Source organism: Microbispora hainanensis, from assembly GCF_006874475.1.
Taxonomy (GTDB): domain Bacteria; phylum Actinomycetota; class Actinomycetes; order Streptosporangiales; family Streptosporangiaceae; genus Microbispora; species Microbispora hainanensis.
In genome coordinates this window covers 1-16292 of sequence record NZ_VIRM01000029.1, presented here as the reverse complement: position 1 = coordinate 16292, position 16292 = coordinate 1, and the positions used below count along the sequence as shown (strand labels likewise).

General features: G+C 70.6%; 17 protein-coding genes and 1 pseudogene. 9 read left to right on the top strand and 9 right to left on the bottom strand.

Features of this window, described 5'->3' with window-relative positions; genetic code table 11:
* Nucleotides 1-71 precede the first annotated feature (71 nt).
* The 4 genes from FLX08_RS22685 to FLX08_RS22670 all read right to left on the bottom strand — a co-directional run bounded on the left by FLX08_RS22685 (nucleotide 72) and on the right by FLX08_RS22670 (nucleotide 4639).
* A complete protein-coding gene (locus FLX08_RS22685; protein ID WP_142621072.1) occupies nucleotides 72-2195 on the bottom strand; it encodes a (Fe-S)-binding protein in 2124 nt (707 codons plus the stop codon).
* A 225-nt stretch (nucleotides 2196-2420) separates the two neighbouring features.
* Entirely contained in the window at nucleotides 2421-3038 is a 618-nt protein-coding gene (locus tag FLX08_RS22680; RefSeq protein WP_244312815.1) for a TetR/AcrR family transcriptional regulator, read from the bottom strand.
* 18 nt (nucleotides 3039-3056) lie between these two features.
* Entirely contained in the window at nucleotides 3057-3827 is a 771-nt protein-coding gene (locus tag FLX08_RS22675; RefSeq protein ID WP_142621070.1) for a class I SAM-dependent methyltransferase, read from the bottom strand.
* The gene (locus FLX08_RS22670; protein WP_142621068.1) at nucleotides 3824-4639 is read right to left on the bottom strand and encodes a sugar phosphate isomerase/epimerase family protein; all 816 of its coding nucleotides are present in this window, start codon (nucleotides 4637-4639) and stop codon (nucleotides 3824-3826) included. The genes FLX08_RS22675 and FLX08_RS22670 overlap by 4 nt, the downstream gene beginning before the upstream one ends.
* 163 nt (nucleotides 4640-4802) lie before the next feature.
* Here FLX08_RS22670 and FLX08_RS22665 point away from each other — a divergent pair, with 163 nt between their 5' ends.
* From FLX08_RS22665 to disA, 6 genes are all read left to right on the top strand, one after another.
* Nucleotides 4803-5501: a class I SAM-dependent methyltransferase gene (locus tag FLX08_RS22665; RefSeq protein ID WP_142621066.1), complete on the top strand. Its 699-nt coding sequence runs from the start codon at nucleotides 4803-4805 to the stop codon at nucleotides 5499-5501.
* Between the two features lie 67 nt (nucleotides 5502-5568).
* Nucleotides 5569-5937, top strand: coding sequence for a MerR family transcriptional regulator (locus FLX08_RS22660; RefSeq protein WP_142621064.1), 369 nt, complete (start codon nucleotides 5569-5571; stop codon nucleotides 5935-5937).
* A gap of 56 nt (nucleotides 5938-5993) precedes the next feature.
* Complete coding sequence (trxA, locus tag FLX08_RS22655; protein WP_142621062.1) at nucleotides 5994-6308, top strand: thioredoxin; 315 nt, start codon at nucleotides 5994-5996, stop codon at nucleotides 6306-6308.
* Between the two features lie 71 nt (nucleotides 6309-6379).
* Nucleotides 6380-7537, top strand: a complete 1158-nt coding sequence (locus FLX08_RS43420) for a metalloregulator ArsR/SmtB family transcription factor (RefSeq protein WP_425280635.1) — start codon at nucleotides 6380-6382, stop codon at nucleotides 7535-7537.
* Between the two features lie 146 nt (nucleotides 7538-7683).
* Complete coding sequence (gene radA / locus FLX08_RS22640) at nucleotides 7684-9117, top strand: DNA repair protein RadA (RefSeq protein WP_142621060.1); 1434 nt, start codon at nucleotides 7684-7686, stop codon at nucleotides 9115-9117.
* A gap of 195 nt (nucleotides 9118-9312) precedes the next feature.
* Complete coding sequence (gene disA / locus FLX08_RS22635; RefSeq protein ID WP_244312814.1) at nucleotides 9313-10401, top strand: DNA integrity scanning diadenylate cyclase DisA; 1089 nt, start codon at nucleotides 9313-9315, stop codon at nucleotides 10399-10401.
* Between the two features lie 103 nt (nucleotides 10402-10504).
* Here the strand turns inward: disA and FLX08_RS22630 are convergent, their stop codons facing one another.
* The 3 genes from FLX08_RS22630 to FLX08_RS22620 all read right to left on the bottom strand — a co-directional run bounded on the left by FLX08_RS22630 (nucleotide 10505) and on the right by FLX08_RS22620 (nucleotide 12258).
* Complete coding sequence (locus tag FLX08_RS22630) at nucleotides 10505-11173, bottom strand: Type 1 glutamine amidotransferase-like domain-containing protein (protein WP_142621059.1); 669 nt, start codon at nucleotides 11171-11173, stop codon at nucleotides 10505-10507.
* Nucleotides 11174-11282: 109 nt separating this feature from the next.
* Nucleotides 11283-11423, bottom strand: coding sequence for a hypothetical protein (locus tag FLX08_RS40770; RefSeq protein WP_167530534.1), 141 nt, complete (start codon nucleotides 11421-11423; stop codon nucleotides 11283-11285).
* 136 nt (nucleotides 11424-11559) lie between these two features.
* Nucleotides 11560-12258 (bottom strand): hypothetical protein, encoded by a 699-nt coding sequence (locus tag FLX08_RS22620; RefSeq protein WP_142621057.1) that lies wholly within the window; start codon nucleotides 12256-12258, stop codon nucleotides 11560-11562.
* Between the two features lie 106 nt (nucleotides 12259-12364).
* Between FLX08_RS22620 and FLX08_RS22615 the strand changes: the two genes are divergently transcribed.
* The 3 genes from FLX08_RS22615 (at nucleotide 12365) to FLX08_RS22605 (ending at nucleotide 14651) form a co-directional block, all read left to right on the top strand.
* A complete protein-coding gene (locus FLX08_RS22615; protein ID WP_142621055.1) occupies nucleotides 12365-13252 on the top strand; it encodes an HhH-GPD family protein in 888 nt (295 codons plus the stop codon).
* A 131-nt stretch (nucleotides 13253-13383) separates the two neighbouring features.
* Nucleotides 13384-13992, top strand: coding sequence for an RNA polymerase sigma factor (locus FLX08_RS22610; RefSeq protein WP_142621213.1), 609 nt, complete (start codon nucleotides 13384-13386; stop codon nucleotides 13990-13992).
* On the top strand, nucleotides 13989-14651 hold the full coding sequence (locus FLX08_RS22605) for a hypothetical protein (RefSeq protein ID WP_142621053.1): 663 nt from the start codon (nucleotides 13989-13991) through the stop codon (nucleotides 14649-14651). The genes FLX08_RS22610 and FLX08_RS22605 overlap by 4 nt, the downstream gene beginning before the upstream one ends.
* 68 nt (nucleotides 14652-14719) lie before the next feature.
* Here the strand turns inward: FLX08_RS22605 and FLX08_RS22600 are convergent, their stop codons facing one another.
* Both FLX08_RS22600 and FLX08_RS22595 read right to left on the bottom strand, forming a co-directional pair.
* A complete protein-coding gene (locus FLX08_RS22600) occupies nucleotides 14720-15655 on the bottom strand; it encodes a sugar phosphate isomerase/epimerase family protein (protein ID WP_142621051.1) in 936 nt (311 codons plus the stop codon).
* 373 nt (nucleotides 15656-16028) lie between these two features.
* Nucleotides 16029-16292 (bottom strand): annotated as a pseudogene (locus FLX08_RS22595) (NDP-hexose 4-ketoreductase); the annotation flags it as partial.

Below are 16292 nucleotides of genomic sequence, written 5' to 3'. Positions count from 1 at the left end.
GAAACACGATTCATTCCATCGCCTTGACCGATGTTTTCCACAAATAGTTCACGATCACGGCAAGGATTGCTTTACCCCTGCTTGATGGATTTGATGAGGAGCTGGGCGACGTCCACGACCTCCAGCGACTCCTTGGCCTGACCGGCGTTCTTCTTCTCGTTGATCGCGTCGCCGAGCATCACCAGGCAGAACGGGCAGGCGGTGGAGACGGTGTCGGGATCGGTGGTCAGCGCCTCGTCGACGCGCTCGGTGTTGATGCGCTTTCCGATTCGCTCCTCCATCCACATGCGCGCGCCGCCGGCGCCGCAGCAGAATCCGCGCTCCTTGCAGCGGTGCATCTCCTGAGTCTGGACACCCGGCACCTTGGCCATGATGTCGCGCGGCTGGGCGTACACCTTGTTGTGCCGGCCGAGGAAGCACGGGTCGTGATAGGTGATCTTCTCCTCGATCGGCGTGATCGGGGTGAGCCTGCCCTCCTCCACCAGATGCGCCAGCAGCTGGGTGTGGTGCACGACCTCGTACGTGCCACCGAGCTGGGGGTATTCGTTGGCGAGGGTGTTGAAGCAGTGAGGGCAGGTGGCCACGATCTTCTTGACCCCGGCCTCGTTGAGCGTCTCGATGTTCTGCTGGGCGAGCATGTTGAACAGGAACTCCATGCCCAGGCGGCGGGCCGGGTCGCCCGTGCACGCCTCCATCGGGCCGAGCACGCCGAACTTGACCCCGGCGATGTGCAGCAGCTCCGCCACCGCCTTGGTGGTCTTCTTGGCCCGGTCCTCCAGCGCGCCGGCGCAGCCGACCCAGAACAGATACTCGACGTCCTCGGGCATCTTCCCGTCGATGATCGGGACCTCGAAGTGTTGTCCGTCCACGGAGGTGGCAAGTTCCTCGATCCACTCGGCCCGCTTCATCTCGGACATGCCCCACGGGTTGCCCTTGTTCTCCAGGTTCTTGAGCATCACGCCCGCCTCGGACGGGAACGACGACTCGATCATCACCTGGTAGCGGCGCATGTCGAGGATGTGGTCGATGTGCTCGATGTCGACCGGGCACTGCTCGACGCAGGCGCCGCAGTTGGTGCACGACCACAACACGTCGGGGTGGATGACCCCGTCCTCGCCCACCAGCGGCTTGTCGAGCAGGGCCAGCACGTCCTCGGAGAAGCTCTCCTTCTCCTTCTCCCCGGCCAGCAGGTAGGGCGCGACCGCGAAGGCGTGGTCGCGCTGGTCGAGGATGAGCATCTTGGGCGACAGCGGCTTGTCGGTGTTCCAGGCCGGGCACTGGGACTGGCAGCGGCCGCACTCGGTGCAGGTGTAGAAGTCGAGGAAGCCCTTCCAGGTCGTGTCGGTGATCTTGCCGCGGCCGAACACGTCGACCTCGGGGTCGGCCTCCTCGAAGTCGAGCACCTTGCCGCCGCTGCGCATCGGCTGGGCGGGGCCCAGCCCGTCCGGACGGCGGGAGAACAACACGTTCAGCGGCGCGGTGAAGATGTGCAGGTGCTTGCTGTTCACCACGATGACCAGGAACACCAGCATGAGGCCGATGTGCAGCAGCAGGGCGATCTGCTCCAGCAGCTCGCTGTGCGGCAACACCTTCCCGATGGCCAGGCTGACGAAGGCGCCGGACTCATAGGGGAAGTTGCCGTTGGCCGCCGCCGCCCCCCGGGCGAGGAACAGCGTCCAGATGATGTTGAAGATCATGAACAGGACCAGCCAGGCCCCGCCCAGGTGCGAACCGGAGAACCGGGAGCCGCGTCCGAGCTTCTTCGGCGAGTTCTTGATCCGGATGGCCGTGAACGCGACCAGCCCGAGCAGACAGGCGACCGCGATGAAGTCCTGCAGGAAGCCCAGCACCGGCCAGGTCCCGATGAGCGGGATGTGGAAGTCCGAGTGCCCGGTGATCGCTCCCTGGATGATCGCGCCGTACGCCTCGATGTAGACGGTCAGCAGGATGAAGAACGCCCACATGACGAAGAAGTGGGCGGTGCCGGACGGCGTCCACTTCAGCAGCTTGCGCTGGCCGAAGACCTCCACCAGCTGGGCCTTGATCTCGGCGCCGGCGTGCTGTTTGGCGTACTCGATCCGCTCCGGGGCCGGCTGGCCGCTGGTGGCCAGCCGATAGAGGAACAGCACGCGACGGCCCGCCAACCCGACCGCCACGGCGGTCGCGATGAGGCCTGCAATCGCTACCCAGAGCACGAGTCCCTCCAATATCGAACGTCGGCGGCCAGCGTAGGGGCGCGGCGCCCTCGCGAGGGCGGTTGTGCCCCGCCCTGTGGATAACGCCTGCGCTTCCCGAATGGTACCGGCGAGTAACTTATCCTGCGTCACGCTCGGCGAGTGGCGCTCGTCACTGCGTTTCCCGCCGACGGCACGATACTAGAACAAAGCTCTATAAGAGGGTATGCGCGGGGCGGCCGTAATCTATCCGGCCAGGTAGCGCTGCACGGTGGGGCCGACCAGCGCGACGATCTCCTCGATGTCGGCGGAGGCCAGCGGCTCGAACCTGAGGATGTACCGCGTCATCACCAGGCCGAACAACTGCCCGAAGGCGGCCTCCATCCGCAGCGGCGGAACGTCCAGCGCCTTGGCCACCCGCCCGAGGACGGCCGTCGCGAAGAACTCCCTGACCATGCCGACGGCCTGCTCGTTCACCATCGCCGACCGCACCAGCCCCAGCATCGGCTCCCTGGCCGCCGGGTCCGCCGTCATCGTCAGGACGAAGCGGACGACACGCTCGCCGACCTGCTCACGCGGCCCCGCCAGGATGGGGGGAAGCACCGTCGAAGGGTCCAGCGGCAGCCGCATGGCCGCGACGAACACGCCCTCCTTGGTGTCGAAATAGTGGTGGACGAGGGCCGGATCGACACCGGCCTCCCGGGCGATGCCGCGGATCGTCGCCTTGTCGAACCCCTTCTCCGCGAAGACCTTGCGCGCCGCGGCGAGGATCTCGCCCCGGGTATCCGCCGAGCCCGGACGCCGGCCGGGCCGGCGCCCCGGCCGCCGCCTGCCGCCCGAGACCTCCGGCACCTCCGTCGTCACATCGATCCCCGCTCCAGTTCAGCCCCTGCGACCCACCGCAAGATACACGCGCATCGGAACGGTCAGCCGCCCGTCGGGAAACACCCGGCCGAGCTCGGCACGCTCCCTGGCGAGCAGCTCCGTCACCACGTCGCCGTCCATACTCGCCATGTACGAGTGGGAGCGCAGGTCGGTCAGGAAGTCCTCCAGCCGCACCGACCTGGTCCAGCCGACCCAGGTGTCGGCGACGGCGAGACCGGCGTCGGACATGGCCGCGGCGATCGGCGGCATGCTCCACCCGGGCAGCACGGGCCCGATGTAACCGGGGCACGACTCGGCGAGCCGCACCTGGTTGGCCGCCAGCCAGTCGGCCTTGCCGGGATCCACGCTGTTCCACCAGCCCGAGATCGCGCCGCCGTCCGCGATCACGCGTACGGCCTCGGCCACCGACAGGGCCGGGTCGAGCCAGTGCCACGACTGCGCGTACGTCACAAGGTCGGCCGCGCCCGCGCGGAAGGGCAGGTCGTTCCCGTCGGCGAGCAGGGCGGGGCAGGCCGTGCGGGCGCGCAGCCGGGCCAGCATCCGCTCGCCGCGGTCGACGGCGACGACCCGGGCGCCGCGGTCGAGCAGCCCCCGCGTCGAGATGCCCGTGCCGGCCCCGACGTCGATCACGGTCGCCCCCGCGAGCCGGACCCCCGACAGGGTCTCCAGCGCGACGTAGAGGGCCTCGGGGTAGTGCGGCCTCGCCGCGTCGTACTCCTCCGAGACGCGGTCGAAGACCCGGTGGCTGTCCGCGATCCGCTCGTTCATGAGGCCGTCGATGAGGCGGCGAAGTGGAGCCGCGCGAAGGCGAGGGCCTCGGTCAGGTCCTCGATCCGCTCGCTGCGGCTGGTGGCCTTGCGCGTGTTGATCTCCAGAACGACAAGGCCCTGATAATCGTTGCCGGCCAGGCGTTCCAGGATCGGCCCGCAGGGCTGCGTCCCCCGGCCGGGCACCAGGTGCTCGTCCTTGTTGGTGGTGCCCACACCGTCGGCCAGGTGCAGGTGGGCCAGCCGGTCGCCCAGCTTGGTCGCCATCTCCATCGCGTCGGACCCGGACACCGCCGTATGGGACAGGTCGAGCGTCACCTGGGGGAAGTCGAAGTCGACGGGGTTCCAGTCCGGCGCGTACGGCACGACCTCGTTGCCCCTGGCCCGCAGCGGGAACATGTTCTCCACCGCGAAGACGACGTCCGTCTCCTCGCGCATCCGGGCCAGCCCCTTCTCGAAATCCCTGGCGTAGTCGCGCTGCCACCGGAAGGGCGGATGCACGACGACCGTCTGCGCGCCCAGCCGCTCGGCCGCCTCGCGGGCCCTGCGCAGCTTCAGCCACGGGTCGCGGCCCCACACCCGCTGGGTCACCAGCAGACAGGGCGCGTGCACTGCCAGGATGGGGATCTCATAGTGGTCACGCAGCCGTTCGAGGACCTCGATGTCCTGGCTGACCGGGTCCTGTCCCACCATGATCTCTACGCCGTCGTACCCGAGCCGGGCGGCCAGTTCGAAGGCGTCCGGCGTCCGCTCCGGGTACACCGACGCCGTCGACAGCGCCACCTTGCCGCTGGGCACGCGGATGTCACTCATGAGGCCAGCCTCCCCTGGCGGCCCGCGGGCACGTTCCAGTGCCGTGGCCGTGGCCGTCCGTTCGCTCCATGCGCCCGTTCACGGATCCAGCCTAAGCCGCACCCGCGCCCTGCGCCGCTTCGCCACAATCAACTACCCAAGGTCGCCAACTAATGTGGGGCGCATGGCACGGATCGTGAGCGGGGCCGTACCCAGTCCGAACATCTGGAACACTCCCCAGATCTACGAGCTGGAGAACCTCGCCGTCGGGCCCGCGGGCGCGACCGAGGCGGCGATGCGGGCCGTACGGCCCTGGGACGGCGCGACCGTGGTCGAGATCGGCTGTGGCAGCGGCTTCCACCTGCCCGCGCTCGCCGCGTCCGCCGGGCGCGTCGTGGGCGTCGAGCCGCACGTCGGCCTGGCCGCGCAGGCCGACGCCCGCTGCGCGTCGCTGCCCAACGTCTCCGTGCGTACGGGCACCGCGCAGGCGCTGCCCCTTCCCGACGCGTCGGCCGACGTGGCGATCGCGCGCTGGGCGTACTTCTTCGGGCCCGGCTGCGAGCCCGGCCTGCGCGAGCTGGGGCGGGTGCTGCGCCGGGGCGGCGCGGCCTTCGTCGTGGACGTGGACGCCGCGCGCGGGGCGTTCGGCCGCTGGTTCCGCCGCTCGCTGCCGTCGTACTCCCCGGAGACCGTGGAACGCTTCTGGTCCCGGCACGGCTGGCGGCGCGAGGAGCTGGACCTGCGGATGACGTTCCGCTCCCGGGCCGACCTGGAGGCGGTGCTGCGCATCGAGTTCACGCCCGAGGTGGCCGGCGAGGCGCTGCGGGAGATCGAGGGCCTGGAGATCGGCTATCCGAACGTCCTCCGCTGGCGGGAATTCTGAATCGGGGCTTGACCTTGTCACCGGCGTCAAGCTTTAGCGTCGTGCCAGGACAGCCGAGGAGGGGCCGATGCGGATCGGCGAGCTGGCCCGGCGCGTGGGAGTGAGCACCCGCGCGCTGCGCTACTACGAGCAGCGGGGGCTCATCCGGTCGCGCCGCTCGGCAAACGGATATCGCGAGTACGACGAGTCGGACGTCCGGATCGTCACCGAGATCCGGGAGCTGATGTCGGTCGGCTTCACGCTGGAGGACGCCCGCCCGTTCGTGGACTGCCTGCGGTCCGGACACCCGTCCGGAGGCTCCTGCCCGGAGTCTGTGGCCGTCTATCGGCGCAAGCTCGCGGAGATCGACCGGGAGATCCGCGACCTGCTCGCCCGCCGCGCGGAGGTCGCCGCCCAATTCGCCGACGCCTGCCCCGGCTGCCTTAGTCGTGCCTGACAAATCAAGCAGGCAGCATTTGTCCGGCACTCCTTTCTCACCCGACGAGGAGAGTCATGATCACGCTGACCGCGGAGAATTTCGACGAGCAGGTGCTGCACAGCGACAAGCCCGTGCTGGTGGACTTCTGGACCGACTGGTGCCCGCCGTGCAAGATGATCGCCCCGATCCTGGAGGAGATCGCCGCCGAGTACGGCGACCGCCTCACGGTCGCCAAGATCAATGCCGACGAGCACCCCGAGATCGCCCAGCGCTACAACGTCCTGGGCTTTCCCACGCTGAACCTCTACCGAGACGGCGAGATCGTCCAGCAGATCAGGGGCGCCAAGCCCAAGCGCCTGCTGCTCGCCGACCTCGCGGGCCACTTCTAGACACGTCCGTCCGCCGGGAGTCGCTTATATAAGCGTTGACTTTTATAAGCGGCTCCCGGCATAGTGGGCGCGTGCACGCATTCGACGCGCTGGGGGATCCGGTGCGACGCCGGATCCTGGAGCTGCTCTCCGATGGCGAGCAGACGTCGGGCGCGCTCACCTCGGCCATCCGTGCCGAGTTCGGGATCTCACAGCCGGCCATCTCCCAGCATCTGCGGGTGCTCCGCGAGTGCGGACTCGCGTCCGTACGCGCCGAGGGCACGCGGCGGCTGTACGCCCTCGAAACCGCGCCGCTGCGGGAGGCCGACGCCTGGCTGGAGCGGTTCCGCGGCTTCTGGGGGCAGCGGAGCGACGCGCTCGGCACCGAACTGGCGCGGGGCAGACGGGAGCTGCGGCTCGGACGGCGGCACGCCGGCGGCGATGCCCATGACGCAGCCCATGACGCGGCAACCAACGCGGCCATCACCGCGGCCATCACCGCGGCCATCAACGCGGCCATCAACGCGGCCATCAACGCGGCCGCTGACACAGCCGTCACGCTGCCCAGCACGCAGCCCACGACGGACGGACCGACGAGGAAGAACGGCCAAATGAGCGACTTCATCGACATGATCAACCAAGTCCACCGCGCGGTCGGCACGCGCGACCTGCCGGAAGGCGACGCCCGCACGGTGCTGCTGCGGCGCACCTACGACGCCGGCATCGAGGACGTGTGGGACGCCTGCACCGACCCCGAGCGGATCAGCCGCTGGTTCCTCCCGGTGAGCGGCGAGCTGAAGCTCGGCGGGCACTACCAGCTCCAGGGCAACGCGGGCGGGGAGATCCTGCGCTGCGAGCCGCCGCGGCTGCTGCGGGTGAGCTGGCTGTTCGGCGAGAACCCCGGCTTCAGCGAGGTCGAGGTGCGGCTGAGCCCGGAGGGCGAGGGGCGCACCGTGTTCGAGCTGGAGCACGTCGCCGTCGTCCCGCCCGAGTTCTGGGACCAGTTCGGTCCGGGGGCCACGGGCGTCGGCTGGGACCTGGCGCTGCTCGGGCTCGGGCTGCACCTGCGCGGCGAGATGCTCGACGACCCCTCCGCGTGGGAGCAGTCGGAGGAGGCGCGCGAGCTCATGAGGCTCAGCAGCAGCCTGTGGGGCGAGGCATACCGGGCCTCCGGCGCGCCCGACGACGTGGTGAACGCGGCCGTGGCCGGCACCACCGCCTTCTACGTGCCGGAGAAGCCGCAAGGCTAGTTCCCGGTCCCCCGCAAGGCTCGCCGCTTCCGGAAGGCTCACCGCTTCCCGGAAGGGGCGCCGTTCCACGGCAGGACCGCCGTCTCCCGGAAGGGCCGCCGCGGTTTCCGGCGGGATTGTCGGCGGCGGCCGGTAACCTCCCGCACGTGAGCAAGGCAGCGAAACCGGCGTACCGGTGCGGCGAGTGCGGCTGGACCACGGTCAAGTGGGTCGGCAGGTGCGGGGAGTGCCAGGCGTGGGGCACGGTCGAGGAGGCCGGCGCCCGGCAGGGCGTCCACGTGGTCAAGCCGGGCGCCGTCTCCGCCCCCGCCGTCCCGATCGGCCAGGTGAAGGCCGAGGTCGTCAGCGCACGGACGACCGGAGTCCCCGAGCTCGACCGCGTGCTCGGCGGCGGTCTCGTCCCCGGCGCGGTCGTGCTCCTGGCGGGAGAGCCGGGCATCGGCAAGTCGACGCTGCTGCTGGAGGCCGCCGCCCGCACCGCGCGGGGCGAGACCGTCCTCTACGTGACCGGCGAGGAGTCGGCCGCCCAGGTGCGCATGCGCGCCGACCGCATCGGCGCGATCGAAGACAGGCTCTACCTGGCCGCGGAGACCGACCTGTCGGCGTTGGTGGCGCACGTCGAGAAGGTGCAGCCGACCCTGCTCATCGTCGACTCGGTCCAGACGATCGGCTCGGCCGACGCGACCGGAGTGCCCGGCGGCGTGACCCAGGTCAGGGAGGTCGCCGGCAACCTGGTCCGCCTGGCCAAGGATCGGGCCATGTCCACCGTGCTCGTCGGCCACGTGACCAAGGACGGCACGATCGCCGGCCCCCGGGTGCTGGAGCACCTGGTCGACGTCGTGCTCCACTTCGAGGGCGACCGCAACTCGCGGCTGCGCCTGGTGCGCGCGGTGAAGAACCGGTTCGGCCCGATCGACGAGGTGGGCTGCTTCGACCTGCACGAGCGCGGCATCACGGGGATCGCCGACCCCAGCGGGCTGTTCGTCTCCCGCCATCCCGAGCCGATGCCGGGCACCTGCATCACCGTGACCATCGAGGGCACCCGGCCGATCCCGGCCGAGTTGCAGGCCCTGGTCGGCCCGACCGAGGCTCCCCAGCCCCGCCGCACGTCCTCCGGGCTCGACTCCTACCGGGTGGCGATGGTGCTCGCCGTCATCGAGCGGCGACTCCGCGCCAAGATCGGCAAGTGCGACGTCTTCACGGCCACCGTGGGCGGCATCCGCCTGACCGATCCCGCCGTGGACCTCGCGCTGATGCTGTCGGTGGTCAGCGCGGCCGGCGACCAGGCCCTGCCCCCCGGGCTCGTCGCGCTGGGCGAGGTCGGCCTGGCCGGCGAGCTGCGGCCCGTGCGGGACGTCCGGCGGCGGCTGGCCGAGGCGGCCCGGCTCGGCTTCACCAGGGCGCTGGTGCCCACCGGCTCGCTGGAGGAGGAGCCGCGCCCGGAGACGTCGGCGGGCCGCGGCCGGCTCGTGGCACTGCGCTCGCCGGCCGGCCGCACGACGCCGTTCGCGCCGGGGTTCGAGGTCACGGAGGTGGAGAACGTGTGGGACGCCCTCAACCTCATGGGATCCGCGAGGTGATCCCTCGTCACACCGGTAAGCACGGCAACACGCCGGTAAACTCTGTTGCCTGCCCGGTCGGCCGTGGCCTCGCCCCCGCGCCCCCGACGGGCTTCACAGGGCGCCTGCGGAGCGCCTCGCGGATCTCGCCGCGACACGGGATCGGTGGGAAGACGATCTGACGGATAACGACCGGGCGAGCCCACTGGGGTGCATGTGCTGGACAACGACAAGGCGATCGACGACCGCAGAAGGGCCGTGCTCGCCGCGGTCGCCCCGGGGACGGCGCTGCGTGACGGGCTGGAGCGCATCCTGCGCGGCCACACCGGCGGCCTGATCGTCCTCGGGTACGACCGCACGGTCGAGGACATCTGCACCGGCGGGTTCACGCTCGACGTCGAGTTCTCCGCCACCCGGCTGCGGGAGCTGGCCAAGATGGACGGCGCGATCGTGCTCGACACGGCCCACCAGAGGATCGTGCGGGCCGCCGTCCACCTCGTGCCCGACCCGGCCATCCCCACCGACGAGTCCGGCACCCGGCACCGTACGGCGCAGCGGGTGGCCAGGCAGACCTCGCTCCCGGTCATCGCGATCAGCAAGTCGATGCGGATCATCGCGCTCTACCTCGACGGCATCCGCTATGTGCTGGAGGAGTCGGCCGCGATCCTGTCCAAGGCCAACCAGGCCCTGGCGACGCTCGAACGCTACAAGAAGCGGCTCGACGAGGTCTCCGGCAATCTGTCGGCCCTGGAGATCGAGGACCTCGTCACGGTCCGCGACGTGGCCGTCGTCGTCCAGCGCCTGGAGATGGTCCGCCGCATCGCCCGCGAGATCGAGGGATACGTCGTCGAGCTCGGCACCGACGGGCGGCTGCTGTCCCTCCAGCTCGACGAGCTGTTCGCGGGCGTGGAGACCGACCGGGTGCAGATCATCCGCGACTACGCGCCCGGTTGGCTGGGCGCGCGGCCCTACGGGGACGCCGACGCCATGCGGGAGCTGGACGAGCTGTCGTCGAGCGACCTGCTCGACCTGTCGAAGGTGGCGCAGATCTTGGGTCACCACGGCGGCGAGGCGCTCGACACGCCGGTCAGCCCACGCGGCTTCCGGCTGCTCACCAAGGTCCCCCGCCTTCCCGGGGCGATCGTCGACCGGCTCGTGAGCCACTTCGGCGGCCTGCAGAAGCTGCTCGCGGCCAGCACCGACGATCTCCAGGCGGTCGGCGGGGTGGGCGAGACCCGGGCACGCAGCGTCCGCGAGGGCCTGTCGCGGCTCGCCGAGTCGTCCATCCTGGAGCGCTACCTCTGATCGGTGCGCGGCTGGTCGACTCGATGACCTGCCGGAGCGGCTGGGGAGCGCTCGGTCACGGCGGTGCGAGCACGAGGACGGAGAGGTCGCCGACGCTCATGATCTAGGGGGTGAACAGCTTCCAGTGCCCCTCGGAGACGACCTCGACATGCCCGTCGATCACCTTGATGGCGGTCTCATCGTCGATCGCGTACGCCTGATTCGGGACGCCGGCCGCCCACCTTTCCGCCTCGGCCATGGTGTTCTCGGGCAGGAGTTCGTGATCCAGGTGCGGGAAGATCGAGAAGTCGACGACACCCAGGGCGCTGTCGTCACCGGACGGCGGCTTCCACTGGACGAAGGTCTCCCCGATATGGGGAGTCATCACCATGCTCCCGGCGCTCAGTCCCGCCCAGACCGTCTCGCTCAGCGATGGCAACAGATCCGCCAGCCCCGACTGCCGCATCCAGTGACACAGGTACAGCGCATCGCCGCCGTTCACCAGCAGGACGTCCGCCTCCCGGACCCAGGGGACCCAGCGCTCCGCACCGATGCTGGGCAGCGCGGTGAGCTCCAGCACTCCCACGGACTTCCACCCCAGCTCGCACATGGGTAGGCCGGACTGTCCACTGATGAAACGCCATGCGCGGACGGGATTGCTCTGGGGGTGCCCATATGCCGCGGTGGGGATGCAGAGGGCGTGAGACTCGGCGATCGGCTTGCCCAGGAGGTCGACCAGCGCGTCGTGGATGCTCGTGTTCGCGATGCCGGCAGATGTGAGAAGGAGCCGCATGATGCCCTTTCCTGAGCGCTCTGTCGCTGCCCTGTGTCAGAAGCGCCCGTGTCAGAAGCGCCTGTGTCAGAAGCGCCTATGTCAGAAGCGCCTGTGTCAGAAGCGCCGGTCACCGGCACGGCGATCCCTCCACGACGACGGCGAGCCCGCGGTCCCGGGTGGTGTCGCCGGCAAGCACGAGCACGTGCGGATCGGCCTGGAGGTTGTCGTGCTTCACCTCGGTGCCGCCGGTGTGGGAGTAGACCACCACGCTTCCGAAAAACTGGTTGCAGAATGAAATCGGTTGACGTGACACTAACACGACCAGTTGCGAAGTGCTACCAGATTTGCCGGCCGGGATGCCCGGTCAGCCGGCGATCGAGGGGCCGGATGACCAACGCCCTCTCTCAGCGCAGATGAAAAACGATCTTCGGGCTCTTCAGCCGGCCCGAGTGGGCGGTCGCGATGTACGTGCCGGGGTCGGCGGCCGGCCGCTTGCCGGCGCACGTGCTGCCCGAGCGGTGGCGGTCCCATTTGATCGAGCGGACGTAGGGGATGCCGCGCTCCAGCAACTGCCTGTCCACGCCGTCGCCCGCGACGCAGTCGGCCGTCGACCACACGCGATCGCCGCCCGACAGCACCCGCATCTCCAGGGTGCGCGGCCCGACGTCCACCGTGCATTCGACCTTGCTCGTGCTCACCACCGTCAGCAGGAAGGACGGCGTGACTCCTTTGCCGTACACGTCCTGGCCGGTCTGCAGCGCGAGCACGAGGTCCTTCTCGTCACACGGGTCGCCGGGGCGCCGCGGCTTGCCGGGCGAGGGCGAGACGCCCGCGGAGGCGGACGGCGACGGCTGTCCCGCGACCGCGCCGGTGACGGCGGGCGTCTTCGGGGCCAGCCCGGCGGGCAGCGAGACGACCAGCCGGTCGGAGGGCGTCGTCTTGACGGCGGCGGCGGTCTCGTCAGGCCGTCCGGAGGCGCTGCTGCACGCCCATGCCACGACCGCCACCACGACGAGCATCCCCGTGAGCACCGACACCCGGCGGCGCCAGTAGACGTCCGCCCCCTCGACGCCCACGTCACCACGGAAAGTGTCCGGATCCATACGGACAGTATGGGGAGCCCTGGGGGCCCGGCGGGAACGCCTCGCTGATCCTTGCCCGTTCCCAGATCACAGCCTCGCCGGGTCTTTGCGCAATCGGGCGCCGCACATGCTCGGTACAGTCGGGAGCGTGTCCGCCTCCTTGCGTGAGCCCATCCTCGACTGGTACGCCGAGCACAACCGCGACCTGCCCTGGCGGCGTCCCGACGCGACCCCGTGGGGCATCCTGGTGAGCGAGATCATGCTCCAGCAGACGCCCGTCGCCCGGGTGCTGCCGATCTGGACCGAGTGGATGGAGCGCTGGCCGACTCCCGAGGCGCTCGCGAAGGAGTCGCCCGGCGAGGCCGTACGCCACTGGGGGCGGCTCGGCTACCCACGCAGGGCACTCAACCTGCACGCGTGCGCGCGGGCCATCACGGCCGGCCATGACGGCCGCGTGCCGTCCACCTACGACGAACTGCGGGCCCTGCCCGGGATCGGCGACTACACGGCGGCGGCCGTCGCCAGCTTCGCGTACGGCGGCAGCCACGCGGTGCTCGACACCAACGTGCGGCGGGTGCTGGCGCGAGCGGTGCGCGGCGAGGAGTATCCGCCGAAGGCGACCACGGCGGCCGAGCGGCGGCTCGCGGAGTCGCTGGTGCCCCCGGTGGGCGCGCCCCGCTGGGCCGTGGCCGTGATGGAGCTGGGCGCACTGGTGTGCACGGCCAGGGCGCCCCGCTGCGAGCGCTGCCCGGTCACCGCGCAGTGCGCGTGGCGGCTGGCCGGACGTCCGGCCCACGACGGCCCGGCGCGGCAGGGCCAGACGTACGCGGGGACCGACCGGCAGTGCCGGGGACGCCTGCTCGCCGTGCTCCGCGAGGCGCACGGACCGGTGCCCAAGGAGGCGCTGGACGCCGTCTGGGCCGACCACGTGCAGCGCGAACGCGCACTGGACGGCCTCCTGGACGACGGTCTGGCCGAGGTCCTCCCCGACGGCACCTACCAGTTGCCCTCCTGACCCCGGCCGCCTTCCTGACCTCGGCCGCCCTCCTGACCCCGCCCGGGACGGGCACAGCGGCGTCCCGTCCGGCGCTCCGGAGAAGCCGGCGGGAATGAGGACGGCCGGCCGGACAGTGCTTGTGTGTGGACATGTCACTGCGCGCCCGGATACGTGACGGGGATGCCGAGGCGTTCGGGGCGCTCTTCGAGGAGATGGAACGGCCGGTATTCAGCCACGCCTTCCGATTGACCGGGGACTGGTCGGCCGCCGAGGACGTGCTGTCGCTGACCTTTCTGGAGGCCTGGCGGCTGCGGCACCGGATCGACGCCGACGGCGGGTCCCTGCGGCCCTGGGTGCTCGGGATCGCGACCAACGTGGCGCGGAATCTGCGCCGGGCGTCGAGGCGATATCACGACGCGCTGGCCAGGATGCCCAGAGGCCATCCCGTCCCCGACTTCAGCGACGAGATCGCCGGACGCATCGACGCCGCCGAGAAGTTGGCCGCGATCCGGCAGGCGTTCGGCTCGCTGCGCCGCGAGGAGCAGGAGGTGTTCGCGCTCTGCGTGTGGTCCGGGCTCGACCACGCCGAGGCGGCCGAGGCGCTGGGCGTCGCGGTCGGGACCGTCAGGTCCCGCCTGTCCAGGGCGCGCAGGAAGCTGGAGAAACTCGCCGCGGAACGGCAACAGGCCGGCGGGTGGCGACAGGTAAAGGGTGACCACGACAGCGTGGTCCGGTCCGTGAGGGAGGCGAAACGATGAACAAAGGCGAGCGCGAGGCGCTGGCCGGGTTGCTGCCGTTCGAGGCGGAACCACGACTCCCGGACGGCCGGCGTCGCCTGCTCAAGGAGTTTGTCATGTCGGAAATCCGTAGGCCGGCCGGGCACCCCCGGCGGCGCCCGCCGCGCCCCGCCCTCCTGGCCTCGGCGCTGGCCCTGGGGGTCGCGGCGGCCGTGAGCGTCCCGGTGCTTCTCGGCAGCGGCACGCCGGCGTACGCCGTGTCGAGGAACCCGGACGGGACGCTCACGATCACCATCAATCAGGCCAAGGACCCCGAGCCGCTGGAGGCCACACTCCGCAGCATGGGAGTGAACGCGGTCGTCGACTACATCCCCTCGGGGAAGCGATGCTCGCCTCAGCCCCGCAGCACGAGCTTCCTGTCCCGGAAGGAGTCGGAGCACCCCGCCGACGGCAGGCCGTTCCTGATCTGGCCGCCCAACACGGACGAGCCGGCGTTCCGCATCGACCCGGCCGCGGTCAAGCCGGGGCAGACGGCGGTGCTGGAGTTCAGCGTCTCCGACGACGGGATCGGGAAAACCGCGGGCATCTGGGCGAACATCTCCAACGGGCCCGTCGCGCCCTGCACACTCGTGGACAGCGACGAGGCCCCGCTCGGCCCCCCGGCGGGCTGGGACGACTGACCGTCCGAGCGGGCGCCCGGGTGGCAGTCGATGGCGGCCTGCCCGGGCGCTCCCGCCTCGGATGCTTGTCAGGCGGCGAGCTTGAGGCCGAGCGCGGTGAGGTTGCGGCGCGTCCAGTCGAGCTCGTCGGCGAGCTTGGCCACCAGGGCCGCGGGCCCCTTCGCCTTCGGCGAGGTCCCGTCGTGGGCCTCCACCTCGACGTGCGCGGTGCCGTTCACCGCGCCGGACAGGATCGCGGTGAGCGTGTCGGCGATCACCGGCTGGGTGCTGGGGATCTCCTGGCTGTGGTTGTGCACGTGGCTGAGCTTGACCACGGGGGCCCCGGCGAGGGCCAGCCCGCGCAGCGCCGCGTCGGGCTCCTCGGCGCCGCACGACAGGTGGCAGGCGTCCAGGCAGACGCCGAGGTGATCGGAGTCGATGTCGCAGACCCGCTCAAGAGCCTGCTCGGTGGTCTCCAGCACGCAGCCGGGCCAGGGCTCGAAGCCGACCCTGATGATCTTGCCGGTGACGCTGTAGAGGCCGCGCAGCTCACGCGAGAGCCGTTCGAGGCGGCGGGAGGCGATGGTGTGCAGGTCGGCCGGCCAGTCGCGGCGCCAGCCGATGGGGATCGTGGAGATACTGCCCGACTGAACGTCGTCCGGCAGCAGGAACGCGAGGATCTTGGCCAGCGCCATGGTGTAGCGGTAGCGCTCGGGCTTGGCCCAGTCGGGTCCGGGAACCTCCTGGTTGCGCCCGCCGGTGCCGTTCAGGCTGACGCACTCCAGGCCGCGCTCCTCCAGCGACCGGCGCAGCCGTACGAGCTCGATGCGATCGGCGACGAGGTGGTCCGCAACGGCGGGAGCGAGCCACAGGCCGACGCCCAGCCGGTCGACTCCCAGCTTCCTGCGCACCGGCACGGCGTAGCGCGTGAGGTGGGCGATCAGGTTCTCCAGATCCTCCGCGGGATGGACGCCCGCGTTGTAGGCCAGGTGAACCAGCGTCCCGTCGTCGTGCAGCAGGCGCATCAGGTGCCTCCAAGGCTTGTGCACTTCCGGACCGCCAATTCGCCCACAGGGCGTGTCCCGACCGCGTTGGGACTCCGGTCCTCCTACCGCCGGGATCTCTCCCGGGCTGACCGAGCTTCCCCCGTACGCCCGGTCCTCCGCGTCCGCCCCGCAGCGGATTGTCCGGTACGCCGCAGGGATGACATTCCATCCGCCCGCGCCCAGACATACCGGAGGCGGCTCTACAAAGTGTAGTACTACGTGCGGTGGTGCGATACCTGTTCTCACCCTCTCGGCGGGAAGGTGATCGCACCGTGACCCAGGTAGGCCGGAAAACGCCGAGGGGCGCCCCTCACGGAGCGCCCCTCGGGTGGAACGGATTATCGCAGGCGGGTCAGCGCTGGACCGCCTCCGCGATGGAGGCCGCCGAGTCCGGGACCGCCGGGCTCTTCGTCTCGCCGACGAAGGTGAACTTCGCGGCGTCGCCTTCGCCCTCGATGTCGATCTTGACGACCTGGCCCGGCCGCAGCTCGCCGTAGAGAATCTTCTCCGACAGCGTGTCCTCCAGCTCGCGCTGGATCGTCCGCCGCAGCGGACGGGCGCCCATCACCGGGTCGTACCCGCGGTCGGCCAGCAGCTGCTTGGCGGCCGGGGTCAG